Source organism: Kocuria sp. KKT182, assembly GCF_055635395.1.
In genome coordinates this window covers 1,283,608-1,306,152 of sequence record NZ_CM145757.1, presented here as the reverse complement: position 1 = coordinate 1,306,152, position 22,545 = coordinate 1,283,608, and the positions used below count along the sequence as shown (strand labels likewise).

Here is a 22,545-nt window from a genome sequence, read left to right as displayed (position 1 = left end):
CACGGGCCCCGGGGGCGGCACGGCGTGCCGGCCCCGTGCCCGGTAGGATGGTCTCCCGTGGCTCTTACTATCGGAATCGTCGGACTGCCCAACGTCGGCAAGTCCACCCTGTTCAACGCGCTGACCCGCAACACCGTCCTGGCGGCGAACTACCCGTTCGCGACCATCGAGCCGAACATCGGCGTGGTCAACCTGCCGGACCCGCGGCTGGACCGGCTCGCGGAGATCCACGGCTCGGACCGGATCCTGCCCGCGACCGTGTCCTTCGTGGACATCGCCGGCATCGTCAAGGGCGCGTCCGAGGGGGAGGGCCTGGGCAACCAGTTCCTCGCCAACATCCGCGAGGCGCACGCGATCGCCCAGGTGGTCCGCGCCTTCGACGACCCGGACGTCATCCACGTCGACGGCGAGATCAACCCCGCCTCGGACATGGAGACCATCAACACCGAGCTGATCCTCGCCGACCTGCAGACCCTCGAGAACGCGATCCCGCGCCTCGAGAAGCAGGTCAAGATCAAGAAGGCCGATCCCGCCAAGCTCGCCGCCATGCAGCAGGCGCAGACGATCCTCGAGCGCGGGGACACCATCTTCGGGGCGGCCGAGAAGGAGAAGCTGGACGTCGACCAGCTGCGCGACCTCAGCCTGCTCACCGCCAAGCCGTTCATCTACGTCTTCAACGCCGACGACGGGGTGCTCGGCGACGAGGCCAAGCAGCAGGAGCTGCGCGATCTCGTGGCGCCCGCCGACGCCGTGTTCCTCGACGCGAAGCTCGAGTCCGAGCTCGTGGAGCTCGACGAGGAGGAGGCGAAGGAGATGCTGGAGATGTCCGGGCAGGACGAGGCCGGTCTCGACAAGCTCGCCCGCACGGGGTTCCACACCCTCGGGCTGCAGACCTATCTCACCGCCGGGCCCAAGGAGTCGCGCGCCTGGACCATCCCCGTGGGCGCCACCGCCCCGCAGGCCGCCGGCGTCATCCACACCGACTTCGAGCGCGGCTTCATCAAGGCCGAGATCGTCTCCTTCGAGGACCTCGACGCCGCCGGGTCCATGGCCGACGCCAAGGCCGCCGGCAAGGTCCGGATCGAGGGCAAGGACTACGTCATGCGCGACGGCGACGTGGTGGAGTTCCGCTTCAACGTCTGAGCCGGGCGGGTGCTCCGCGCCAGCGGAGATCACTCCGGCCCGGGGCGCCGGCGGTTCTGCTTGGTCTCGGAGCGGCGGCGTTTTCCTTCGAGACGGCGACGGCGCGAGCCGTGGGTGGGCCGGGTCGCTCGCCGGACCACCGGCGGCACCACGGCGCCGCGCAGGAGTGCGGCGAGACGCTGTCTCGCCGCGGTGCGGTTCTGTCGCTGGGAGCGGTGCTCGGCGGCGCTGACGGTGAGCACGGTGCCCGAGAGCCTGCCGGCGAGCTGATCGAGGGCACGTGCGCGCTGCGCGTCGCTCAGCGCCGTCGTCGTGGCCAGGTCGAGAGAGAGCTGCACCCGGGAGTCGGTGGTGTTGACGCCCTGGCCGCCCGGCCCGGAGGCGTGGGAGAACTGCTCGACCAGTTCACCCGCCGGCACCCTGAGGCCGCGGGGCGCGCCGGGGCCCGGGGGCACGTGCAGATCGTCCACACGACGATTGTCCCGCACCGGCGACGCGACACATTCCGTTCGGTCTCGGTGGGGAATCTTCGGCTGCTCGGGCGAGGTCTGCGGCCGGGCGCGCCAATCAGCCGCAATGGCGGTTCGGCGCGCGGCCCGGCACGTCCTGCCTACTGCCCGAGGGGCTCACCGGTGATGCTGTCGACGGTGCCGTTCTCGATGCCCTCGCACTGCGACACCCCGGCCGGTGTGACGGGTTCGTAGTGGATGCAGAAGGCGTCGTAGTAGGGCATCCCGTCCTGCCAGGCCGCGTAGGCCTCGTCGTAGGTGAAGTCCTGGTCCGGCAGCGCCCCGGGCATGGGCGGCGGGGTGGCCCCGGGGGTCGTCGACGGGGTCGGCGATGGGGCCGGCTGCGTCGCCTCCGCGCTGCCGGTGGCCCCGGACGTCGGGGAGGACGAGGCGCTGGGAGACGCGCCGGGCTCGTCGATCCCGCCGCTGTCGGGAGTGGTGCACCCGGTGACCAGGGCCAGGGACAGGGCGACCAGTCCCAGTCGCCCGATGGGCGGCTTCTGGTGGACGTCTTGCGGGGGGTTCGGTGACATGGCCGTCTCTCCGGTGGGGGCGGGGGATCCGTTCATCACTTTAGGGAATGCGGGGCGGTCAGCCCGCGTGCGACTCGCACGCAGTGCGGCAGATCATTCCTCCGGGCGCGGAAAAGATCTCGGGCCGCGACGTCGAGGCGTTCTCGACGTCGCGGCCCGAGGTCTTCGTCGTGCCGGCGGACCGAACCGGGCCCTTACCGCGGGGTCTCGGCGGCGTCCTCCGGCGGTGCCGCCGCCTCGAGGTAGTCCTCGACGTCCACGAGCACGGCGGGGCCGGCCTGCGCCGCCTGCAGCGCAACGGCGAGACTCGCCACGTCGTCCTCGTCCAGGGGCTGGTCGGGCAGGTCCACGGCGTAGCGCGCCTCGCCGTCGACCAGCACGGGCGTGATCTGGGCGGTGCCGCTGGTGAGGTCGACGACGGTCGCGGGGGCGACCACCTCGACGTCCTCGGGGGCCGGGCGGTCGTCGGGGAGTGCGGGGGAGCTCATGGGAACCGTCCTGTCGTTCGGGGTGCTGTCAGGCTACTGCCTGTTGCCGCCCGCACAATGGGCCGACCCGTTACTGACGTCATGAGACACCCGCCGGCGACCGACGGCGACCGCCGAGGCGGCGGCGGGGGTCAGCGCAGGGCGCGCTTGATGTCGGCGCGCTCCTTCTCGAGCTTGCGCACCCGGTGGCCCAGCTTGAAGAGCCGGACGGAGCCGACGAGACCCATGATGAGGGCGCCGGCGACCGCCGCGAGCAGCATGGCGACGCCGAGGGGGAGGCTGAACTGCCAGCCCAGGTAGTTGAAGTCCGCCGGGACGTTGTTCTGCAGGATGAAGACCAGCAGCAGGATCAGGATCAGCAGGCCGAGGATCAGGGCCGTCCACGCGGCGCCCGAGACGCCCTGCTTCTGGTGACCGTCCAGGGCGGGGTCCGTGGCCGTCTGCGGCCGGACGGCCGGCTCCCGGCCGGGCGCCGGCCGGTCCGCGGCGGACGCGTCCGCGGCGGGGGTCCGCGGCTCGTCCCCGGGGGCGGGATCGGGCCGGAGCGGGTCGGAGGATGCTGGGGTGCGGGCCATGACGGTTCTCTCCCTGGTCGCGGACGGGTCGCGGTGACCCTGTGCTCCTCACGGTAGTCCCGGTCGGCGCGCCGTTGAAGTCCCGCCGGTGCTCAGCGGGTCGTGCGTGTCCGCCGGAGGAAGCGGCGCACCTCGGCGGTGACCAGCGCGAGCGTGTCCTCCTGGCTCACGGGCCCGGACCGGCGGACCGCCAGGGCGTGGTCGGCGCCCTCCACCGGGACGACGTCGACGGCCGGCGCGCCGTCCGCGGCGGCCGCGACCTCGTCCGCGGAGCCGAAGGCGTCCCGCGTGCCCTGCAGCACGAGCACGGGGACCGTGGGCCGCAGCAGCTCCTCGGCGCGCGAGCGCTCCGGGCGTCCCGGCGGGTGCAGGGGGAAGGCCAGGCAGACGACGGCGGACGCGCCCACGGCGGCGGCCGTCCGGCACGCCACCCGGGCCCCGGCGCTGCGGCCCCCGACGACCAGGGGCAGTCCGTCCGCCAGACCGGTCACGGCCGGCGCGGCGGCCAGCCACCCGGTGTCGAGGGCGGCCGGACGGGGAGCGATCCTCCGGCCGGCGAGCACCCACGGCTGCTCGTGGCGCACGACCGTGACGCCGTGGAGGGGGAGCCCGTCGGCGAGGGCGGTGAGGTCCGGGGCGCCGGCGCCCCCGCCCGCGCCGTGCCCGAGCCACAGCAGCGCGACGGGGTGCTCGGCGGGGGAGACCAGCAGGCGTCCCGGCCCGCTCTCGGTGGGCACGGTGAGCTCGGTCGATCGGGGCATGGCCACCACGGTAGCCCGGCGGGCGCCCGCGGCCGGCCCGTGGTGCCCGGCGGCGGCGGTGCGGCCTAGCATGTGGTCATGGCCTCCCCGAACGCGACCGGCGGCGCCCGGCCGAGCCGGGCGGACCTCGAGGCCGCCCGGGGCGCGACCCTGCCCGACCTGCTCGGCCCGGACGTGCGGCTGCTGATCTGCGGCATCAACCCGAGCCTGTGGGCCGCGGCCACGCAGGCGCACTTCGCCCGGCCCGGCAACCGGTTCTGGCCGGCCCTGCACGACGCCGGGCTCACCGGCCGGCTCGTGGACTGCGCGGCCGGGATGAGCGCGGAGGACCGGGAGCACGTCCTGGGCCGGGGTCTCGGCATCACGAACCTGGTGCCCCGGGCCACCGCCCGGGCCGACGAGCTGGACCCCGCCGAGTTCGTGGCCGGCCGGGAGCGGCTGGGCGAGCTCGTCGCCGGGCTGCGCCCCGCCGTCGTCGCGGTCGCCGGGGTCACCGCCTACCGGCACGCCTTCGCGGACCCGGGAGCCCGGCTCGGGCGCCAGGACCGGGAACTGGCCGGGGCGCAGCTGTGGGCGCTGCCGAGCCCGAGCGGGCTCAACGCCCACGCGTCCCGGGCGAGCCTCGCCGCCGCGTTCGCCGAGGCCGGGCGGGCGGCGGGCCTCCCGGTCGCCCCGACACCGCCGTGACCCGGTCACGGGCGCCGCGTCCGCGTCAGACGAACAGCAGCAGGCTCACGGCCATGACCGCCATCCCGGCGACCAGCCCGTAGACCGACAGGTGGTGCTCGCCGTACTCCTGGGCCGTGGGCAGCAGCTTGTCCAGGGAGATGAAGACCATGATCCCGGCCACGCCCGCGAACACGACGCCGAAGAGGACGTCGTCGAGGAAGGGGAGCAGGACGAGGTAGCCGAGCACCCCGCCGACGGGCTCCGCCAGGCCCGAGAGGAACGCCCAGCGGAACGCCCTCCGGCGGCTGCCCGTGGCGTGGTGGATGGGCACTGCCACGGAGATCCCCTCCGGGATGTTGTGCAGCGCGATGGCCACGACCACCGGGATCGCCACGGACGGCTCCTGCATCGCGGCTACGAAGGTCGCGAAGCCCTCCGGGAAGTTGTGGATCGCGATGGCCACCGCGGTCATCGTCCCCATCCGAAGGAGCCGGCGCTGCCGTCCGGCGTCGTCGTGCGGGTACTCGTGGGGGTTGACGCGCGTGGGCACCAGCCGGTCGATCACCGCGATCAGGAGGATCCCCGCGAAGAATCCGCCGGCGGTGGCCCACGCCCCCGAGCGCTGTCCGAGCTCCGCGACCAGGGCCACCTGGGCCTTGACGAAGATCTCGATCATGGACACGTAGATCATCACCCCGGCCGAGAAGCCGAGGCTCACCGCGAGGAACTTGGCATCGGTCCGCCGGGTGACCAGGGCCAGGAACGCGCCCACACCCGTGGCCAGCCCCGCGAACAGCGTCAGGCCGAAGGCGAACAGCAGCTCGTTCACGACCGGGTCGGCTCCGTTCCTAGGCGGGGGTGGGCGCTCGCAGTCTAGCGAACGGCGGGTGCGCCAGAATGGTCCGATGACGACCTCCTCCGCGCGTGCCCCGGGTGCCGGCGGCCGCCCGGCGGGTGTCCCCGCCGGGCTCGCCGACCGGTACACCGCCGCGTGGGAGCTGGTCCCCGACGGGCGGGCGCGGGACGACGGCGGGGCCCTGGTCCTGCCGGTGCGCACCCGCGCCGGGGAGCCGGCCCTGCTGCGGCTCTCCCCGCCGCGGCCCGGCGCCGAGCACGAGCACCTGGCCCTGCGCGTGTGGGCCGGGCGCGGGGCCGTGCGGCTGCTCCGGGCGGAGCCGGCGGACCGGGCGCTGCTGCTCGAGCGCACCGCCGACCGGGACCTGCACGAGCTGCCGGTGCTCGAGGCATGCCGCGTGCTCGGCGAGCTGACCCGGGTCCTCGCCCGGCCGCCGCGGCCCCCGTTCCCGCGCCTGTCGGAGACGGCCCGGCGGTGGCAGGCGGAGCTGGAGGGGGCCGTGGACCTGGACGCCCGGTTCCCGCGCCGCTTCCGGCTCCAGGCCGTCCGGAGCCTCGAGCGGCTCCGGCGCGACGAGCTGGACGCGGCGCTCGTGCACCAGGACCTGCACCACGGGGCGGTCCGCGCGTCGGCGCGCGCCCCGTGGCTGGCCGCCGGCGCCGACGCGGTGGTCGGCACCCCGGAGTTCGCGCTGGTCCCCGCCCTGTGGCACCGCACGGAGGAGGCCGGTCACGGCGGGGCCCTGGCCGCGGCCCTGGCGGACCGGATGGAGGCCCTCGCCCTGGCGGCCGGCGCCGACGAGGAGCGCCTCCGGGCCTGGACGCTCGTCCGGTGCGCCGTGGCGGCCCGGGACGAGGCTCGCCGCCCCACCGGCGCCCCGCACCGCGAGGTCGGCCGGCTGGTCCAGCTGTGCAAGGCCGTGCAGCGGGGCGCCTGAGGCACCGTCCTCGCGCCCGGGCTCAGGAGGTGGGGGAGCGGCGGAAGCCCAGGTCCGCGGCGAGCGGGCGCCACGCCGCCACGAGCAGGGTGAGCGCGGTGGGCACGAGGACCGGGAAGCCCGCGGCCAGGTAGCCCAGGGCGCCGAGCACCCCGCCGGCGAAGAACAGCCCCACGAGCGCGGCCAGCAGCCTGAGCTTCCCGGCGTCGCCGGTCACGGGGTCCGCGTCCGCGAGCCGGTTGCGGTAGAGGAACTTGCCGAGCTCGATGCCGATGTCCGTGACCATGCCCGTCACGTGGGTGGTGCGGATCTGGGCGCCCGAGATCTTGGTGATCACCGCGTTCTGCAGGCCCATGGTGAACGCGAGCACCGGGACGAACAGCAGGTCCCGGTGCGCCCAGGTCAGGCTCTCGGCCAGCAGCCCGAAGACGAGCATGAGCAGGCCCTCGAGCAGCAGGACGTTGGCGTAGCGGCTGTGCAGCCCGCGGCGCCGCGCCCAGTTGAACATCAGCGCGCAGCACGCGGCCCCGGCCGTGAAGGCGAGGACGGCCAGGACGCCGACCGCCACGAGCCGCAGGTCGCCCAGCACGAGGTGGTCGGCGACCATCGCGGTGAGCCCCGTCATGTGGGAGGTGTACACGGCCACGGCCACGAAGCCCACGGAGTTGAGCACCCCCGCCACCAGGGCGAGCAGGTAGGCGAGGTGCCGGTTGAGAGCGGGCGTGCGGCGGGGTCCCGCAACGTTGAGCAGGTAGCGGTCGATCCGGGCCCTCATGCCGCGAGCCTAGTCCGGGGACCGCCGGGCGGCGTCACGGGGCCCGCAGCGCCACCGGCGGGACGAGAATGGGGGCGTGGCCACCGAGCGCGTGCGCCAGGACCCGTCCCTCCGCACGGCGGGCGAGCTCCTCGCCGAGCTGGACGTGGAGCCCGCCCTCGGGCTGAGCGCGGAGCAGGCCGGGGCCCGGCTGGCCCGGTACGGGCCCAACGAGCTGCGCACCGCCCCGCGGGTGCCGCGGTGGCGCAAGGTCCTCGCCCAGTTCCAGGACCCGCTGATCTACCTGCTCCTGACCGCGATCGCCGTGTCCGTGGTCGCCTGGGTCGCGGAGGGCGCCCGCGGGGTGCCGGTGGACGCGGTGGTCATCGCCGTGATCGTGGTGGCCAACGCGGTGCTGGGCCGCCTCCAGGAGGGCCGGGCCGAGGACGCGGTCGCGGCGCTGGCCGTGCTGACGGCGGCGAACTCCACCGTGGTGCGGGACGGGCGCCTGACCACGCTCCCCTCGGCCCAGCTGGTGCCCGGCGACGTCCTGGCCCTCGCCGAGGGGGACGGCGGTGGGTGCGGACGCCCGCCTGCTCTCCGCCGCGTCCCTGCGCGTGCAGGAGGCGTCCCTGACCGGGGAGTCGGAGGCGGAGCTCAAGGACCCGGCCGTGCTGCCCGCCCCGGCCCCGCTCGGGGACCGGCGGAACATGGTCTACAAGGGCACGGCCGTGGCCTCGGGGGTGGGCCGCGCCGTGGTCGTGGCCACGGGCATGGACACCCAGGTGGGCGCCATCGCCGAGATGCTGGAGCGCACGGAGGCCGAGCCCTCGCCGCTGCAGCGCGAGATCGCGGCCGTGTCCCGGTCGCTGGGCCTCATCGTGGTCGGCGTCGCCGTGGTGGTCATGGCCACGGTCGTCCTGGTCAGCGGGGTGCGCGGCGTGCAGGACCTCGTGACGGTCCTGCTGCTGGGCGTCTCCCTCGCGGTCGCGGCCGTCCCGGAGGGCCTGCCCGCGATCCTGTCCCTGGTCCTGGCCATCGGGGTGCGGGCGATGGCCCGCCGGCAGGCGGTGGTCAAGGACCTGCACTCCGTGGAGACGCTCGGCGCGGCCTCGGTGATCTGCTCCGACAAGACCGGCACGCTCACCCGCAACGAGATGACCCTCAAGGTGCTCGTAACCCCGTCCGGCACGGTGGAGCTCTCCGGCACGGGGTACTCCCCGGAGGGCGAGGCCAGGGTCGTGACCGGGGGCGCGCCCGCCGCGCAGGTCCTGCAGGAGGCGCGGGGCGTGCTGGTGGGCGGGGCGCGCGCCAACAACGCCCAGCTCAACGAGGCCGCCGGCGTGTGGACCGTGCAGGGCGACCCCACCGAGGCGGCATTCCTCACCGCCGTGCACAAGCTCTACGGCGCCGCCGACCGGGCGGACGACTTCTCCCGGGCCCAGGAGATGCCGTTCACCTCCGAGCGCCGGATGATGTCCACCCTCGAGATCGAGACGGACTCCAGGCACCGGTACCTGTTCACCAAGGGCGCCCCGGACGTCCTCCTGGACCGCTGCACCGGGGTGCGCGTCGGGGACGCCGTCGAGCCGTTCGACGCCGCGCGACGCCGGGACGCCGCCGCGGCTGTCCAGGAGCTGTCCGGGCAGGCGTTCCGCACCCTGGCGGTCGCCGGCCGGCGGATCCGGGAGCACGAGGCCGCGGAGCTCGGCGAGGCGGCGGAGCAGGACCTCGTCTGGCTCGGCGTGGTGGGCGTGCTCGACCCGCCGCGGGAGGAGGCCGTGGCGGCCGTGGCGCAGGCCCGGGCCGCTGGGGTGCGCACGATCATGATCACCGGCGACCACCCGATGACGGCCGCCAGGATCGCCGCGGACCTGGGGATCGTGCCCCCGGGCTCGCCCGCGCTCACCGGGGCGCAGCTGGACGAGCTCACCGGGGAGGGCTTCCTCGACGCCGTGCGGGACGTCTCGGTCTTCGCCCGGGTGGCCCCGGGCCACAAGCTGCGGATCGTCGACGCCCTGCAGGCCCAGGGCCACGTCGTTGCCATGACCGGGGACGGCGTCAACGACGCGCCGGCCCTCAAGGCCGCCGACATCGGCGTGGCCATGGGCATCACGGGCACGGAGGTCACCAAGGAGGCCGGGCGGATGATCCTCGGCGACGACGACTTCACCACCATCGTGGTGGCGATCCGGCAGGGCCGGGTCATCTTCGAGAACATCACGAAGTTCCTGCGCTACCTGCTGTCCTCGAACCTGGAGGAGGTGGCCACCGTGTTCTTCGGCGTGCTCCTCGCGGGCGCCCTGGGGCTGACGGACGCGGCCGGCGGCGCGATCGCCGTGCCGCTGCTGGCCACCCAGATCCTGTGGATCAACCTCGTCACCGACTCCGGTCCGGCCCTGGCCATGGGCGTGGACCCCGAGATCGACGACGTCATGGCCCGCCCGCCGCGCCGGCCCGACGAACGGATCCTCGACGCGCCGATGTGGGGGCGGATCGCGCTGCTCGGCCTGATGATGGGCGCCTCGACCCTGCTGACCATCGACATCTTCCTCCCCGGGGGTCTGGTGCCCGGCCAGGACTCCCTCGACGTGGCCCGCACCGCCGGGTTCACCACGCTCGTGCTCGCCCAGCTGTTCAACGCCCTGAACTCCCGCTCCGAGCTCGCGAGCGCCTTCCACCGGCTGTTCGTCAACCCCTGGCTGTGGGGCGCCCTGGCCCTCGCCGCCGCCCTGCAGGTGCTCGTGGTGCACGTCCCGGTGCTCCAGGTCGCCTTCGGCACCGCACCCCTGGACCTCGTCCACTGGGCCGTCGCGGTGGGCATGGCGTCCCTCGTCCTGTGGGTCGAGGAGCTGCACAAGCTCGTCCGCCGGTCCCTGGTGCGCCGGGGCTGACGGCTCGGGCACCCGGCGGCACGGGCGCGGTCAGTCGGGCCGGCGGCCGAGAGCCTCGACGGTCTCGGCGGCCAGGGCGATGCCGGCGCCGCTGTAGAGGTTGAAGACCGTCCGGACCCCGTGGCCGCGCAGCTCCTGCACCTCGTCGTCGTACTGCGCCACGGCGGCCACGACCCCGTCGAAGCCCGTGGCGCTCAGCTGCTGGAGGGCCACGAGGTTGGAGCCGTGGAAGGGCATCGCCAGCACGGCGACCTGCACGTGGCCGGTCGCGATCACCCGCTCCCAGAACTCCTGGTCGGTCGCGTCGGCCTCCTGGACGTCGATCCCCTGCGCCCGCAGCCGCTCCACGCGGTCCGTGGCGTTCTCGATGCCCACCACGGAGAAGCCGTGCTCCTCGGAGAGCTCCCGGTAGGCCGCCTGCCCCACCCGGCCCATGCCGAGCACGAGCACCGTGGCGTGGCTGATGTCGATGGGACGGTCCTCCGGGTGCAGCCGGTCGTCCGGGTGCTCCGGGAGCCGCCGGGCGAGGGCGCTGGTCAGGGAGGAGCCGCGCCGGTTGACCAGGGCCGAGATCACGAAGCTCAGGGCGACCGCCACGGAGAGCATCACCAGCCAGTCGTCGTCGAACATCCCGGCCGAGACGCCGATGGCCCCCACGATGAGGGCGAACTCCGAGTGGTTGCCCAGTGCGAGGCCCGTTCGCAGCGACGTGCGGCGGCGCAGCCCGAACAGCCACAGCAGCAGCACGAACAGCATCGCCTGGACCGGCAGGAGGCCCAGGAGCAGCACGCTCATGGCGAGCATCTCGAGGGTCGGCATCCCGTGGAAGCCGATCGAGACGAAGAACGCCACCAGCAGGAGGTCCTTGAGCGTGAACAGGGTGCGGGACAGCTCGCCCGCGTTGGCGTGCGAGGCCAGGAGCATGCCGACGAGCAGCGCCCCGAGATCCCCCTTCAGGCCCACGGCCGAGAAGGCGATGTAGCCGGGGACCAGGGCCATGGCGACGCCGAACAGGGCCTGCAGCTCCCCGTGGCCGATGCCGTCCCAGATCCGGCGGAACACCCACGCCGCCGGCAACAGCAGCACCAGGGCCAGGGCCCACGGGCTCGGCGGGTGCTCGCTCGTGACGGTGATGAACGCTACGGCGGCGACGTCCTGGATGATGAGGATGCCGATCGCCACGCGCCCGTAGAGCGACGTCGTCTCGCTGCGCTCCTCGAGGACCTTGAACACCAGGACCGTGCTCGAGAAGGACAGGGCGAACCCGGCCAGCAGCAGCGCGCTGAGGTTCTCGCCCGGCAGCTGCAGCCCCACGAGCATCAGCAGGCCCAGGAGCCCCGCCCCGAGCGCCGTGCTCAGGACCAGGTGGATCCCGGCCGTCCCCCAGACCTCCCGGCGCAGCAGCGACCGGGCGTCGAGCTTGAGACCGATGCCGAACAGCATGAGGGTCACGCCGACGTCGGCCAGCTGGTCGAGGGCGGGGAGCCGCTCCACGCCCAGGCCGTTGAGCACGAAGCCGGCCGCGAGGAACCCGATCAGGGGCGGCAGCCGCGCGAGGACGGCCAGGGCACCGGCCCCGAAGGCGACGACGAGATAGATGGCAACCGTGGACACAGTCAGCTCCCTCGCCGGCCGGTGGTGGGACCCCTCCAGTCTAGGGCGGGGGCCCCCGGGGACCGGCGCGGTCCCGAGCGCCTACAGTGGTCGCAGCACCGCGCAGCGAGGGAAGGACCGGAGCATGCACGAGAGCCAGCGGCCCGGCGCCGCCGCGTCCGCCCCGACGCGCTCCCAGCGCCTGGACCGGCTGCCGTTCACCACCGAGCACCGGAAGCTGCTCGTCGGCTCCGGCGTCGGCTGGGCCCTGGACGCCATGGACGTGGGCCTGATCTCGTTCGTGATGGCCGCGCTCGCCCAGGAGTGGGGCCTGGGCTCCGGGGAGCTGTCCCTGCTCGCCTCGATCGGCTTCGTGGGGATGGCCGTGGGCGCCAGCCTCGGCGGGCTCCTGGCCGACCGGCTCGGCCGGCGCCAGGTCTTCGCCCTGACCCTGCTGGTCTACGGCACGGCCACCGGCGCGTCCGCGCTCGTCGGGTCCCTCACCGCGCTCGTGGTCCTGCGGTTCGTGGTGGGCCTCGGCCTCGGCGCCGAGCTGCCCGTGGCCTCCACCCTCGTCTCCGAGTACGCGCCCCGGCGGATCCGCGGCCGCGTGGTGGTGGTCCTCGAGTCCTTCTGGGCCGTCGGCTGGATCCTCGCCGCCCTCGTGGGCTACTTCGTGGTGCCGTCCTCCCCGGACGGCTGGCGATGGGCGCTCGTCGTCGGACTCGTGCCGGCCCTCTACGCCGTGGTGGTGCGCCGGGCCCTGCCGGAGTCCGTGCGCTTCCTCGAGCACCGGGGCCGGACGGACGAGGCCGAGGCCGCGGTGCGCCGGTTCGAGCGGGCGCGGCCGCTGGGCCGCTCCCGGGCCGAGACCCCCGAGCAGCCCCGGGCGGCGGAGGCGGCCGGTCAGCGCCCGGCGGAGGACGCGAGCGGGATCTGGGCCCCGTCCCTGCGGCGGCGCACGGCGGCGCTGTGGACCGTCTGGTTCTGCATCAACTTCGCCTACTACGGGGCGTTCACCTGGCTGCCCACCCTGCTGCTCCAGCAGGGCCTCACGCTGACGACCTCCTTCGGCTACGTCCTGGTCATCACGCTCGCCCAGCTGCCCGGCTACGCCGCGGCCGCCTGGCTCATCGAGGTCTGGGGCCGCCGGATCACCCTGGCCGTGTTCCTCGGAGGCTCCGCGGTGAGCGCCCTGCTCTTCGGCATCGTCTCGATGGGCGACATCGTGCTCCCGTGGCAGGTGATCGGCTCCGGCATGGCGCTGTCCTTCTTCAACCTGGGCGCGTGGGGGGCCCTGTACGCGATCGGCCCCGAGCTCTACCCCACCGCGCTGCGCGGGACGGGGACCGGGGCGGCGGCGGCGTTCGGCCGCGTCGCCTCGATCCTCGCCCCGCTGGCCGTGCCGGCGCTGCTCGCGCTCGGCGGGGAGCGCTACGACGTCGTCACCGTCTTCGCCGTCTTCGGCGCCGCCTTCCTCGTGGCCGCCCTCTCCGCGTTCGCCCTGCCCGAGCAGCGGGGACGGGCCCTGCAGTGAACTCCCCGGCCGTCCTGACGGACCGCGAGATCGGCCTCGCCCGGCTCGCGGCCCACGGGCTCGTGCGCCCGGAGGACGTGGCGCCCGAGGACGTGGTGCGCGCCCTTGGCGCCGTCCAGGCCCAGGACCTGCCCGGCGCCCTGGTGTCGGTCGCCCTGCGGCGGGCCGGCGGCTCCGGCGGCCTGCGGCAGGCCTTCGACGACGGCCGGATCGTGCGCACCTGGCCCATGCGCGGGACCCTGCACCTGGTGCCCGCCGAGGACCTGCGCGCGTGGCTGGCGGTCCTGGGTCCCCGCACCGTCGCCTCGACGGCCGCCCGGCGCCGGGCCCTGGGCATCGACGAGCGGCTCGACGCGGCCCGGGAGACCGCCCTCGCCGCGCTGCGCCGCGGCCCGCAGCCCCGTGAACGCCTGCACGCCGCGTGGGAGGAGGCCGGGCTGCTGGGCGAGCCGGGCCGGGCCTACCACCTGATGCTCGCCCTGCACCTGGACGCGACCCTGTGCCTGGGCCCGCTGACCGCGGACGGCCGGGACCAGCTCGTGGTGCCCGTCGCGGACTGGGTCCCCGCCGCGGGGGAGGAGGCGGCCGTGCCCGGGGGCACCGCCGGCGGCACCCCGCCCGTCGTCGCCCGCTGGGTGCGCCGGTACCTGCGCGGCCACGGCCCGGCCTCCGTCGCGGACGCCGCCCGGTGGGCGGCCCTGCCGCGCTCCGCGGTGCGCGCCGCGCTGACCCGGGCCGACGGTGTCGTGGCGGTGCACGACCGCGCCGGCCGCGAGCTGTGGTGCGCCCCCGAGGTGCTCGAGGGCCCCGCACCCGGCGGGCGCCGCGCCGCCGGGGTCTTCCTGCTGCCGCCCTTCGACGAGTACGTCCTGGGCTACGGGGACCGCTCCCACGTGCTGGCCCCGGCCCACGCGGCCCGGATCGTCCCCGGCGGCAACGGGGTCTTCAAGCCCACCCTCGTGGCGGGCGGGCGGATCGTGGGGACCTGGGGGCGCGTGCGCCGCGCCGGGGGAGCCGAGCTCGTGCTCGACCCGTTCGAGGAGCTCTCGGCGACCCGCCGCAAGGCCGCCGAGCGGGCCTTCGCGCGGCTGCCGGCGCTCTGAGCCGAGACGAAGCCGGTATGGGTCCCGGGGCCCGGGAGGTGGTCCGGCTCACCCGGCGCTCGATAGGGTGAGGCCATGATCAACCCCGCCCGCCTGCACTCGGACCTCTCCCGCCTCGGCCGCGAGACCGAGATGTTCCTGGCCACCACCGCGTCCCTGTCCGACGACGAGCTGGCCGCCCCCTCGCTGTGCGAGGGATGGCGCCGCGCCGACGTCGTCGCCCACCTCGCCTCCAACGGGCGCGCCCTCGTCAAGCTCGTCGACTGGGCCGTGACCGGACAGGAGCAGGCCCCCTACGCCTCGATGGAGGCCCGGAACCAGGACATCGCCGACCTGGCCGCCCTGCCCCGCCAGGAGCTGGTCGAGAAGGCGCGCGAGTCGGCCGCCTACTTCGCCGAGCAGGCCCAGCGGCTGACCGGGGAGCTCGCGGTCGAGGAGGTGCACCTGCACGGCAAGGTGATCCCCGCGACCTCGATCGTGGCGCTGCGCATCGCCGAGGTCGTCGTCCACCACCACGACCTCGACACCGCCTGGACCATCGAGGAGGCCGACCCCGACTCGCTGCTCAACGCCCTCGAGGCCGCCGTGCGCACCATGCGCGCCAAGGGCGCCCCCGGCATGACGCTGGTGACGGAGGAGCGCGACGAGTGGGTGATCGGCGACGGCGCCCTGCGCGTCGAGTCCGACCGGGAGGGCCTGCTCGAGTGGCTGGCCCGCGGCGACGGCGAGAACGTCGAGGCCGACGGCCCGCTGCCGGTGCTGCCCTCCTGGTGACCGGACGCCCCGTGCGCAGCTGGTGGCTCGCGGCGCTCGTCGTGCTCGCGACCGCCGCCGCCGCCGCCGTCCGGCTCGGGCGCGGCGAGCTCGGCGAGGCGACGATCGCCGTGCTCGCCGGCGCCGTGGCCGTCGCGCTGTGCTCCCCGCTGGTCTTCCCGCGCCGGGGCGCCGCCCCGGACGCGGTGACCGTCTACTACCGCCCCGGCTGCGGTTACTGCCTGCGCCTGCGTGCGTCCCTGGGCTCCCGCGCCAGGCGCGCCCGCTGGGTGGACATCTGGGCGGACCCGGACGCCGCCGCCTACGTGCGCTCGGTCAACGGGGGCGACGCGACGGTGCCGACCGTCGTCGTCGACGGCGTCCCGCACACGAACCCTTCCCCCGCCACGGTCCGGGCGGCGCTGGAGCACCGGGCCTGACCGGACCCCCGGCGCGCTCCACGTCCCCGGACGGATCGACGCCCGCCCCGGGACGGGGACGAGGCGCCGCGCCGGACGGGCGGACGGGGGGAGTCGGCGGGGTCACAGCCGCCCGGGGTGCCGCCGGGGCGGCGCCGCGGGGTAGAATGGTCTACGGCCCGCTGAGCGGGCGCTCCCGCCCGGGTCCCTCCGGGTGCGCGGCGGCGCCCCGGCCGCACCCATCGGGAGGGCTGCACCTCCCCCCGCATCTCCACCCGAAGAGAGACCCACGCGTATGCCTGTCACCTCCACCACCGCCCAGCGCGCCGACCTCCGCAACGTGGCCATCGTGGCCCACGTCGACCACGGCAAGACCACCATCGTGGACGCGATGCTCCAGCAGACGCACGCGTTCTCCGCCCACGGTGAGGTCGAGGAGCGCGTGATGGACTCCGGTGACCTGGAGCGCGAGAAGGGGATCACGATCCTCGCCAAGAACACCACGGTGTTCTACGACGGTCCCTCCGCCGAGGGGGAGACCATCACCATCAACGTCATCGACACCCCCGGCCACGCCGACTTCGGCGGCGAGGTCGAGCGCGGCCTGTCCATGGTCGACGGCGTCGTGCTGCTCGTGGACGCCTCCGAGGGCCCGCTGCCGCAGACCCGCTTCGTGCTGCGCAAGGCCCTCGAGGCCAAGCTCCCCGTGATCCTCGTGGTCAACAAGGTCGACCGCCCGGACGCCCGGATCGAGGAGGTCGTGCACGAGTCCATGGACCTGCTGCTGGGCCTGGCCTCGGACATCTCCGAGGACGAGCCGGACCTGGACCTGGACGCCGTCCTGGACGTGCCCGTGGTCTACGCCGCGGGCCGTGACGGCCGGGCCTCCCTGACGCAGCCCGAGAACGGCGGCCTGCCGGACAACGAGGACCTCGAGCCGCTGTTCGCGACCATCATCAAGCACGTCCCCGCGCCCTCCTACGACCCCGAGGGCGTGCTCCAGGCGCACGTGACCAACCTGGACGCCTCCCCGTTCCTGGGCCGTCTCGCCCTGCTGCGCATCTTCAACGGCACCCTCAAGAAGGGCCAGACCGTGGCCTGGGCGCGCGCCAACGGCGAGCTCAAGAACGTGCGGATCTCCGAGCTGCTGGCCACCAAGGGCCTGGACCGCGTCCCGGCCGACTCCGCCGGCCCCGGCGAGATCGTGGCCGTGGCCGGGATCGAGGACATCACCATCGGCGAGACCCTCACCGACCCGGAGAACCCGCAGCCGCTGCCCCTGATCACGGTGGACGACCCCGCGATCTCCATGACCATCGGCATCAACACCTCCCCGCTGGCCGGCCGCACCAAGGGCACCAAGGTCACGGCCCGCCAGGTCAAGGACCGCCTCGACAAGGAGCTCGTCGGCAACGTCTCGCTCAAGGTGCTCCCCACCCAGCGCCCCGACGCCTGGGAGGTCCAGGGCCGCGGCGAGCTGGCCCTGGCGATCCTGGTGGAGCAGATGCGCCGCGAGGGCTTCGAGCTGACCGCGGGCAAGCCCCAGGTCGTGACCAAGACCGTCGACGGCAAGGTGCACGAGCCCTACGAGCACATGACGATCGACGTCCCCGACGAGTTCCTCGGCGCCGTGACCCAGCTGATGGCCGGGCGCAAGGGCCGCATGGAGGCCATGGCCAACCACGGCACCGGCTGGGTGCGGATGGAGTTCAAGGTCCCCGCCCGCGGGCTGATCGGCTTCCGCACCCGGTTCCTCACCGAGACCCGCGGCGCCGGCATCGCGTCCTCCTACGCCGACGGCTACGAGCCGTGGGCCGGGGACATCGAGTACCGCACCAACGGCTCGATGATCGCCGACCGCGCCGGCGTGGTCACCCCGTTCGCCATGATCAACCTGCAGGAGCGCGGGTCCTTCTTCGTGGAGCCCACCTCCGAGGTCTACCAGGGCATGATCGTGGGCGAGAACTCCCGTGCCGACGACATGGACGTGAACATCACGAAGGAGAAGAAGCTCACCAACATGCGTGCGGCCTCCTCCGACACCTTCGAGAACCTCACGCCCCCGCGCAAGCTGACCCTCGAGGAGTCCCTCGAGTTCGCCCGCGAGGACGAGTGCGTGGAGGTCACCCCGGACGCCATCCGCATCCGCAAGGTGATCCTCGACGCCAACGAGCGGATGAAGGCGCACCGGGCCCGGGCCCGCGCCTGACCCCGGACCGCAGCAGCACCGCGCAGCAGGCCCGGCCGTGACCCAGCCCGTCCCGTACTACCCCGAGCAGGGCGTCCTCGTGCGCGAGGACGCCCTGCCGGGGCTGCTGCCCCCGGGCCTGCGCCCGGAGGACGCCCGGCTCCTGTTCGTGCACGCCCACCCCGACGACGAGTCCATCGCCACCGGCGCCACCATGGGCCGCTACGCGGAGCTCGGCGCGCGGGTCGTGCTGCTCACCATGACCCGCGGCGAGCGCGGCGAGGTCATCCCCGAGCCGCTGCACGCCCTCGAGGTCGGCCGGCCGGGGTGCACCGACGACGGCACGGCCCTGGGCCGCCACCGGGTCGGCGAGCTCGACGCCGCCGCGGCCCGCCTGGGCGTGGCCGAGCGCTTCTTCGCGGGGGAGCCCCCCGCCCTGGACCCCGCCGTGGGCTTCGCCGGCGGCACGGGCCACTACCACGACTCCGGCATGTCCTGGGGCCCGGACGGGCGGGCCGCCCCTGCCGAGGACTCCTCGCCGCACAGCCTCACCGCGGCCGCGGCCGACGAGGCCGCCGCCCACGTCGCCGCGGCGGTCCGGGCCGTGCGCCCGCACGTGCTCGTCACCTACGACGACGACGGCGGCTACGGCCACCCCGACCACGTCCGCACCTCCGCCGTCGCGGTGCGCGGCGCCGAGCTGGCCGCCCGTCCGGGCGCGGACGCCGACGGGGAGCCCGTCGACCCCTGGCACACCCCCCTCGTGTGGGCCGTCGAGGGCGAGGCGCGGTCCGAGGACCCGCGGCCGCAGGCCGCGGTGCACGGCTCCGCCGGGCGCAAGCGGGCCGCCATGGCCGCCCACGCCACCCAGCTGGTGCTCTCCGGGGACGGCTCGCGCTTCGCCCTCTCGAACGGGGTGTGGCAGCCCTTCAGCGCCCTCGAGACCTACCGGCTGCTCGCCGGGGACCCGGACGCGGTCGCCGCGGAGGAGGAGACGCCCGGTCGCGCCCGGGCATCCGTGCTCTCGGCCCTCGTGACGTCCGTCGCGGCCGGGGCCGTGGCGGCGTCCGTGGCCACGGTGCTGCACAGCGCCGTCTGGTACGCGCCCGCCGGGTGGTGGCTCCCGTGGGGGCTGCTCTTCGCGACCGCCCTGCTGCTCAGCGTGTCCCTGTGGGTCGGCACCGCGACCCGCCGCGTGTGGGCCGCCGCCGTGCCGGGGCTGACCGGCTACCTCGTCTCCTGGCTCTTCGCCTACGGCGGGGACGGTTCCGTGATCGTCGTGACGGACCCCGGCACGCCCGTGGGGATCCTGGGGCTGGCCTGGTTCGGGCTGGTCTTCGCGACGACCCTGCTGTCCGTGCTCGTCACGGCCCGGTGGCTGCGCGCCCGGCGGCGCAGGACCGGCGCGGGCTGAGCCCCCCCGGCGCCCGCCTGGGCGGAGCCCGGTGCTCAGGCCCCCCGGGGCCGGCGCCGCGGCGGCGCGGGCGGGACCACCCGGACGGCCCGGATCCCGCCGGCGCCGATCAGCACGTCCCCCCGGCGGGTCCGCACCGTGACGGACTCCTCGTCGGCGGCCAGCAGCTCGCCCAGCGCGTCGGTGAGCGGCAGCCCGGAGGCGTCGTCGGCCGGCAGGGCGTAGCGCACGCTCACGCGCGTACCAGCCGGCAGGCCGGTGAGCAGGCCCAGCGCCGAAGATGACGTCCCGGACGGCGATGTTGAGCCGGATGTCGGATGCTCCATGGCTGTCATCCTAGCCAGGGCACCGTGGCTAGACTGGTCGAAGCAATCCCAGGAGAAAGGTTCAAACCGCCGTGACCTACGTCATCGCCCAGCCCTGTGTCGACGTGAAGGACAAGGCCTGCGTCGAGGAGTGCCCCGTCGACTGCATCTACGAGGGGGAGCGCTCGCTCTACATCCACCCCGACGAGTGCGTGGACTGCGGTGCGTGCGAACCGGTGTGCCCCGTCGAGGCCATCTACTACGAGGACGACACCCCCGACGAGTGGGCCGACTACTACAAGGCGAACGTCGAGTTCTTCGACGACCTCGGCTCGCCCGGTGGCGCCGCGAAGCTCGGCAACACGCACACGGACCACCCCATGATCGCGGCGCTGCCGCCGCAGAACCAGGACGTCGCCCTGTGACGCAGGGGGACCGGTCCTTCGGCCTCGCCCTGCCCGACTACCCGTGGGACACGATGGCGCCGTACCGCGCCGTCGCCGCGGAGCACCCCGGCGGGGTCGTGGACCTGTCCATCGGCACGCCCGTGGACCCCACGCCCCTGGTCGTCCAGGACGCGCTGGCCTCCGCCGCCGACGCCCACGGCTACCCGACCACCCACGGCACCCCCGCCCTGCGCGAGGCCGTCGTCGCCTGGTACGCGCGGCGCCGCGGCGTGACCGGCCTGGACCCCGCCGCGGTCATGCCCACGGTCGGCTCCAAGGAGCTGGTCGCCTGGCTGCCGCTGCTGCTCGGCCTGCGCCCCGGCGACGTCGTCGTGCGGCCCACGGTCGCCTACCCGACCTACGACATCGGGGCCCAGCTGGCGGGCGCCGAGGCCGTGGCCGCGGACGACCTCGACGAGCTCGACGACGACGTGCGCTCCCGCGTGCGCATGGTGTGGCTGAACTCGCCCGCCAACCCCACCGGCATCGTCCGGGACGCGGCGTCGCTGCGGCGGGTGGTCGACCAGGCCCGCGCCCTCGGGGCCGTGGTTGCCTCCGACGAGTGCTACGCCGAGCTCGGCTGGGGCGCCTGGGACGTCCAGCAGGGCGGCGCCCCGGTCCCGTCGGTGCTCGACCCCCGGGTCAGCGGCGGGGACCACTCCCTGCTGCTGTCCGCGTACTCCCTGTCGAAGCAGTCCAACGCCGCCGGCTACCGGGCCGCGTTCCTCGCCGGCGACCCCCGGCTCATGGCGAGCCTCGTCAACTCCCGCAAGCACGCCGGGATGATCGTGCCCGCCCCGATCCAGGAGGCCATGCGGGCCGCCCTGGGCGACGACGCCCACGTCACCGCCCAGAAGGCGCTCTACCGGTCCCGCCGCGAGCGGCTCGTCCCCGCGGCCGAGGCCTTCGGGCTGCGGGTCGAGCACTCCGAGGCCGGGCTCTACCTGTGGTGCACGGCGGGGGAGGACACCTGGACCACGGTGCAGCGCTTCGCGGAGCGGGGCGTCGTGGTGGGCCCGGGGGTGTTCTACGGCACGGCCGGCGAGGGGTACGTGCGTCTCGCCCTGACCGCCACCGACGAGCGCATCGACGCCGCCGTGGAGCGGCTCGGCCGCGCCTGACACGGTCCCCGGCGCCGCCGGGATTGGTCGCGGCGCGGACGGAGCAGGTAGGTTGGACCCTGACGATCGCTGTGTCCCGGGACACGGCCGTGCTGCGCCGACGGTGGCGCCCGGCGCGGCGACCACGGGCACCGGACACCGACATCCACTCGCGGAGGACGAACATGACTGAGTCTGCACAGAAGACCGGGACGGCCCGGCTCGACTACGGGAACGGAAGCCCCCTCGAGCTGCCCCTCCAGGACGCCACCGAGGGCAACCGCGGCTACGCGATCACGAACATGCTCAAGGAGACCGGCAACGTCGCCTTCGACCCCGGGTTCATGAACACGGCGAACGCGCGCTCCGCCATCACCTACATCGACGGCAACAACGGCATCCTCCGGTACCGGGGGTACCCGATCGAGGAGCTCGCCCAGCACTCCAGCTTCATCGAGACCGCCTACCTGCTCATCTACGGCGAGCTGCCCTCGCCGTCCGAGCTCGAGGACTTCGACACCCGGATCCGCCGGCACACCATGGTCCACGAGGACCTCAAGAGCTTCTTCAACGGGTTCCCGCGCAACGCCCACCCGATGCCCGTGCTGTCCTCGGCCGTCTCGGCGCTGTCCACGTTCTACGGGGACTCCCTCGACCCGTTCGACCAGGAGCAGGTGGAGATCTCCACCATCCGGCTGCTCGCGAAGGTGCCCACCCTGGCCGCCTACGCCTACAAGAAGTCCAAGGGCGAGCCGATGCTCTACCCGCAGAACGACCTCAGCTACACGGAGAACTTCCTGCGCATGTGCTTCGGCGTGCCCGCCGAGGACTACGAGATCGACCCGGCCATGGCGAAGGCCCTGGACGTGCTGCTGATGCTGCACGCGGACCACGAGCAGAACTGCTCCACCTCCACCGTCCGGCTCGTGGGCTCCTCCCACGCCAACATGTTCGCCTCGGTCTCCGCGGGCATCAACGCCCTCTACGGCCCGCTGCACGGCGGCGCGAACGAGGCCGTGCTCGCGATGCTCAACCGGATCGAGACGCAGGGCGTGACGCCCGAGGACTTCATGGAGCAGGTCAAGAACAAGGAGTCCGGCGCCCGGCTCATGGGCTTCGGCCACCGGGTCTACAAGAACTACGACCCCCGGGCCCGCATCGTCAAGGACTACGCCCACGAGATCCTCGAGAAGCTGGGCGGCAACGACCAGCAGCTCGAGATCGCCATGCGGCTCGAGGAGAAGGCCCTCGCCGACGACTACTTCGTGGAGCGCAAGCTCTACCCGAACGTCGACTTCTACACGGGCCTCATCTACAAGGCGATGGGCTTCCCCGAGAAGATGTTCACCGTCCTCTTCGCGATCGGCCGGCTGCCCGGCTGGATCGCCCAGTGGCGGGAGATGATCGAGGACCCGGAGACCAAGATCGGCCGCCCGCGCCAGCTCTACGTGGGCGAGGGCGAGCGGCACTACCCGCAGCGCTGAGCAGTCCCGGCACCGGCGGACGCCGGGCCCGTCCCCTTCGCGGGGCGCGGGCCCGGCGTCCGCCGTTCCGCGCCGGCGCCCGCC

The 22,545-nt window shown here is 74.3% G+C and carries 23 protein-coding genes and 1 pseudogene; 14 read left to right on the top strand and 10 right to left on the bottom strand.

Annotation, left to right across the window (positions count from 1 at the left end; all coding sequences use genetic code 11):
• Positions 1-57 precede the first annotated feature (57 nt).
• Complete coding sequence (gene ychF, locus ACZ2G1_RS05990; RefSeq protein WP_368811463.1) at positions 58-1,143, top strand: redox-regulated ATPase YchF; 1,086 nt, start codon at positions 58-60, stop codon at positions 1,141-1,143.
• Positions 1,144-1,172: 29 nt separating this feature from the next.
• On the opposite strand, the gene arfB is transcribed toward ychF, so the two are convergent.
• The 5 genes from arfB to ACZ2G1_RS05965 form a co-directional block, all read right to left on the bottom strand.
• Positions 1,173-1,613 (bottom strand): alternative ribosome rescue aminoacyl-tRNA hydrolase ArfB, encoded by a 441-nt coding sequence (gene arfB, locus ACZ2G1_RS05985; protein ID WP_035927467.1) that lies wholly within the window; start codon positions 1,611-1,613, stop codon positions 1,173-1,175.
• Between the two features lie 140 nt (positions 1,614-1,753).
• On the bottom strand, positions 1,754-2,185 hold the full coding sequence (locus ACZ2G1_RS05980) for a hypothetical protein (RefSeq protein ID WP_470377579.1): 432 nt from the start codon (positions 2,183-2,185) through the stop codon (positions 1,754-1,756).
• Positions 2,186-2,379: 194 nt separating this feature from the next.
• On the bottom strand, positions 2,380-2,673 hold the full coding sequence (locus tag ACZ2G1_RS05975) for a hypothetical protein (RefSeq protein WP_251355363.1): 294 nt from the start codon (positions 2,671-2,673) through the stop codon (positions 2,380-2,382).
• Between the two features lie 131 nt (positions 2,674-2,804).
• Entirely contained in the window at positions 2,805-3,248 is a 444-nt protein-coding gene (locus ACZ2G1_RS05970; protein WP_095651608.1) for a LapA family protein, read from the bottom strand.
• Positions 3,249-3,340: 92 nt separating this feature from the next.
• Complete coding sequence (locus ACZ2G1_RS05965; protein ID WP_470377578.1) at positions 3,341-4,009, bottom strand: alpha/beta hydrolase family protein; 669 nt, start codon at positions 4,007-4,009, stop codon at positions 3,341-3,343.
• A gap of 78 nt (positions 4,010-4,087) precedes the next feature.
• On the opposite strand from ACZ2G1_RS05965, the gene ACZ2G1_RS05960 reads away from it, so the two are divergent.
• Positions 4,088-4,696, top strand: a complete 609-nt coding sequence (locus tag ACZ2G1_RS05960; RefSeq protein WP_051063768.1) for a mismatch-specific DNA-glycosylase — start codon at positions 4,088-4,090, stop codon at positions 4,694-4,696.
• A gap of 25 nt (positions 4,697-4,721) precedes the next feature.
• Here the strand turns inward: ACZ2G1_RS05960 and zupT are convergent, their stop codons facing one another.
• Complete coding sequence (gene zupT, locus ACZ2G1_RS05955) at positions 4,722-5,507, bottom strand: zinc transporter ZupT (RefSeq protein WP_470377577.1); 786 nt, start codon at positions 5,505-5,507, stop codon at positions 4,722-4,724.
• A 76-nt stretch (positions 5,508-5,583) separates the two neighbouring features.
• Here zupT and ACZ2G1_RS05950 point away from each other — a divergent pair, with 76 nt between their 5' ends.
• A complete protein-coding gene (locus tag ACZ2G1_RS05950; protein WP_470377576.1) occupies positions 5,584-6,471 on the top strand; it encodes an aminoglycoside phosphotransferase family protein in 888 nt (295 codons plus the stop codon).
• A gap of 22 nt (positions 6,472-6,493) precedes the next feature.
• Here the strand turns inward: ACZ2G1_RS05950 and ACZ2G1_RS05945 are convergent, their stop codons facing one another.
• Complete coding sequence (locus ACZ2G1_RS05945; RefSeq protein ID WP_017833390.1) at positions 6,494-7,246, bottom strand: YoaK family protein; 753 nt, start codon at positions 7,244-7,246, stop codon at positions 6,494-6,496.
• A 76-nt stretch (positions 7,247-7,322) separates the two neighbouring features.
• Between ACZ2G1_RS05945 and ACZ2G1_RS05940 the strand changes: the two are divergent.
• A pseudogene (locus ACZ2G1_RS05940) lies at positions 7,323-7,496 on the top strand (cation-transporting P-type ATPase); the annotation flags it as partial.
• A 29-nt stretch (positions 7,497-7,525) separates the two neighbouring features.
• Here the strand turns inward: ACZ2G1_RS05940 and ACZ2G1_RS05935 are convergent.
• Entirely contained in the window at positions 7,526-7,741 is a 216-nt protein-coding gene (locus ACZ2G1_RS05935; protein ID WP_017833391.1) for a hypothetical protein, read from the bottom strand.
• A 59-nt stretch (positions 7,742-7,800) separates the two neighbouring features.
• Between ACZ2G1_RS05935 and ACZ2G1_RS05930 the strand changes: the two genes are divergently transcribed.
• Positions 7,801-10,119, top strand: coding sequence for a cation-translocating P-type ATPase (locus tag ACZ2G1_RS05930; protein WP_470377575.1), 2,319 nt, complete (start codon positions 7,801-7,803; stop codon positions 10,117-10,119).
• A gap of 30 nt (positions 10,120-10,149) precedes the next feature.
• Here the strand turns inward: ACZ2G1_RS05930 and ACZ2G1_RS05925 are convergent, their stop codons facing one another.
• Entirely contained in the window at positions 10,150-11,733 is a 1,584-nt protein-coding gene (locus ACZ2G1_RS05925) for a cation:proton antiporter family protein (protein WP_095651612.1), read from the bottom strand.
• Between the two features lie 124 nt (positions 11,734-11,857).
• On the opposite strand from ACZ2G1_RS05925, the gene ACZ2G1_RS05920 reads away from it, so the two are divergent.
• The 6 genes from ACZ2G1_RS05920 to ACZ2G1_RS05895 all read left to right on the top strand — a co-directional run bounded on the left by ACZ2G1_RS05920 (position 11,858) and on the right by ACZ2G1_RS05895 (position 19,126).
• Positions 11,858-13,249 carry an MFS transporter gene (locus tag ACZ2G1_RS05920; RefSeq protein ID WP_115162862.1) on the top strand — a complete coding sequence of 464 codons (1,392 nt, stop codon included), beginning with the start codon at positions 11,858-11,860 and terminating at the stop codon, positions 13,247-13,249.
• On the top strand, positions 13,246-14,352 hold the full coding sequence (locus ACZ2G1_RS05915) for a winged helix DNA-binding domain-containing protein (RefSeq protein WP_470377574.1): 1,107 nt from the start codon (positions 13,246-13,248) through the stop codon (positions 14,350-14,352). The genes ACZ2G1_RS05920 and ACZ2G1_RS05915 overlap by 4 nt, the downstream gene beginning before the upstream one ends.
• A gap of 75 nt (positions 14,353-14,427) precedes the next feature.
• Positions 14,428-15,126, top strand: coding sequence for a maleylpyruvate isomerase family mycothiol-dependent enzyme (locus ACZ2G1_RS05910; protein ID WP_095651615.1), 699 nt, complete (start codon positions 14,428-14,430; stop codon positions 15,124-15,126).
• Positions 15,123-15,545 carry a glutaredoxin domain-containing protein gene (locus ACZ2G1_RS05905; RefSeq protein WP_251355351.1) on the top strand — a complete coding sequence of 141 codons (423 nt, stop codon included), beginning with the start codon at positions 15,123-15,125 and terminating at the stop codon, positions 15,543-15,545. Before ACZ2G1_RS05910 ends, ACZ2G1_RS05905 begins: the two co-directional genes overlap by 4 nt.
• A 274-nt stretch (positions 15,546-15,819) precedes the next feature.
• On the top strand, positions 15,820-17,733 hold the full coding sequence (gene typA, locus ACZ2G1_RS05900) for a translational GTPase TypA (RefSeq protein WP_017833398.1): 1,914 nt from the start codon (positions 15,820-15,822) through the stop codon (positions 17,731-17,733).
• 37 nt (positions 17,734-17,770) lie between these two features.
• Positions 17,771-19,126 (top strand): PIG-L family deacetylase, encoded by a 1,356-nt coding sequence (locus ACZ2G1_RS05895; protein WP_232035273.1) that lies wholly within the window; start codon positions 17,771-17,773, stop codon positions 19,124-19,126.
• A gap of 35 nt (positions 19,127-19,161) precedes the next feature.
• Here the strand turns inward: ACZ2G1_RS05895 and ACZ2G1_RS05890 are convergent, their stop codons facing one another.
• Complete coding sequence (locus ACZ2G1_RS05890) at positions 19,162-19,452, bottom strand: putative acetyltransferase (RefSeq protein ID WP_241482874.1); 291 nt, start codon at positions 19,450-19,452, stop codon at positions 19,162-19,164.
• Between the two features lie 71 nt (positions 19,453-19,523).
• Here ACZ2G1_RS05890 and fdxA point away from each other — a divergent pair, with 71 nt between their 5' ends.
• The 3 genes from fdxA to ACZ2G1_RS05875 all read left to right on the top strand — a co-directional run bounded on the left by fdxA (position 19,524) and on the right by ACZ2G1_RS05875 (position 22,461).
• Positions 19,524-19,856 (top strand): ferredoxin, encoded by a 333-nt coding sequence (fdxA, locus tag ACZ2G1_RS05885; protein WP_058872613.1) that lies wholly within the window; start codon positions 19,524-19,526, stop codon positions 19,854-19,856.
• On the top strand, positions 19,853-20,998 hold the full coding sequence (gene dapC / locus ACZ2G1_RS05880) for a succinyldiaminopimelate transaminase (RefSeq protein WP_109222078.1): 1,146 nt from the start codon (positions 19,853-19,855) through the stop codon (positions 20,996-20,998). The genes fdxA and dapC overlap by 4 nt, the downstream gene beginning before the upstream one ends.
• A gap of 164 nt (positions 20,999-21,162) precedes the next feature.
• Positions 21,163-22,461, top strand: a complete 1,299-nt coding sequence (locus ACZ2G1_RS05875) for a citrate synthase (RefSeq protein ID WP_017833403.1) — start codon at positions 21,163-21,165, stop codon at positions 22,459-22,461.
• Positions 22,462-22,545: the final 84 nt, after the last annotated feature.

What these genes read in the sequence shown, in the direction of transcription:
- ACZ2G1_RS05890 (WP_241482874.1), bottom strand. Translation starts at nt 19,452, where the DNA reads ATGGAGCATCCGACATCCGGCTCAACATCGCCGTCCGGGACGTCATCT.
- ACZ2G1_RS05920 (WP_115162862.1), top strand. Translation starts at nt 11,858, where the DNA reads ATGCACGAGAGCCAGCGGCCCGGCGCCGCCGCGTCCGCCCCGACGCGC.
- ACZ2G1_RS05945 (WP_017833390.1), bottom strand. Translation starts at nt 7,246, where the DNA reads ATGAGGGCCCGGATCGACCGCTACCTGCTCAACGTTGCGGGACCCCGC.
- ACZ2G1_RS05875 (WP_017833403.1), top strand. Translation starts at nt 21,163, where the DNA reads ATGACTGAGTCTGCACAGAAGACCGGGACGGCCCGGCTCGACTACGGG.
- typA (WP_017833398.1), top strand. Translation starts at nt 15,820, where the DNA reads ATGCCTGTCACCTCCACCACCGCCCAGCGCGCCGACCTCCGCAACGTG.
- ACZ2G1_RS05975 (WP_251355363.1), bottom strand. Translation starts at nt 2,673, where the DNA reads ATGAGCTCCCCCGCACTCCCCGACGACCGCCCGGCCCCCGAGGACGTC.
- ACZ2G1_RS05910 (WP_095651615.1), top strand. Translation starts at nt 14,428, where the DNA reads ATGATCAACCCCGCCCGCCTGCACTCGGACCTCTCCCGCCTCGGCCGC.
- ACZ2G1_RS05965 (WP_470377578.1), bottom strand. Translation starts at nt 4,009, where the DNA reads ATGCCCCGATCGACCGAGCTCACCGTGCCCACCGAGAGCGGGCCGGGA.
- ACZ2G1_RS05980 (WP_470377579.1), bottom strand. Translation starts at nt 2,185, where the DNA reads ATGTCACCGAACCCCCCGCAAGACGTCCACCAGAAGCCGCCCATCGGG.
- ACZ2G1_RS05970 (WP_095651608.1), bottom strand. Translation starts at nt 3,248, where the DNA reads ATGGCCCGCACCCCAGCATCCTCCGACCCGCTCCGGCCCGATCCCGCC.
- ACZ2G1_RS05960 (WP_051063768.1), top strand. Translation starts at nt 4,088, where the DNA reads ATGGCCTCCCCGAACGCGACCGGCGGCGCCCGGCCGAGCCGGGCGGAC.
- ACZ2G1_RS05950 (WP_470377576.1), top strand. Translation starts at nt 5,584, where the DNA reads ATGACGACCTCCTCCGCGCGTGCCCCGGGTGCCGGCGGCCGCCCGGCG.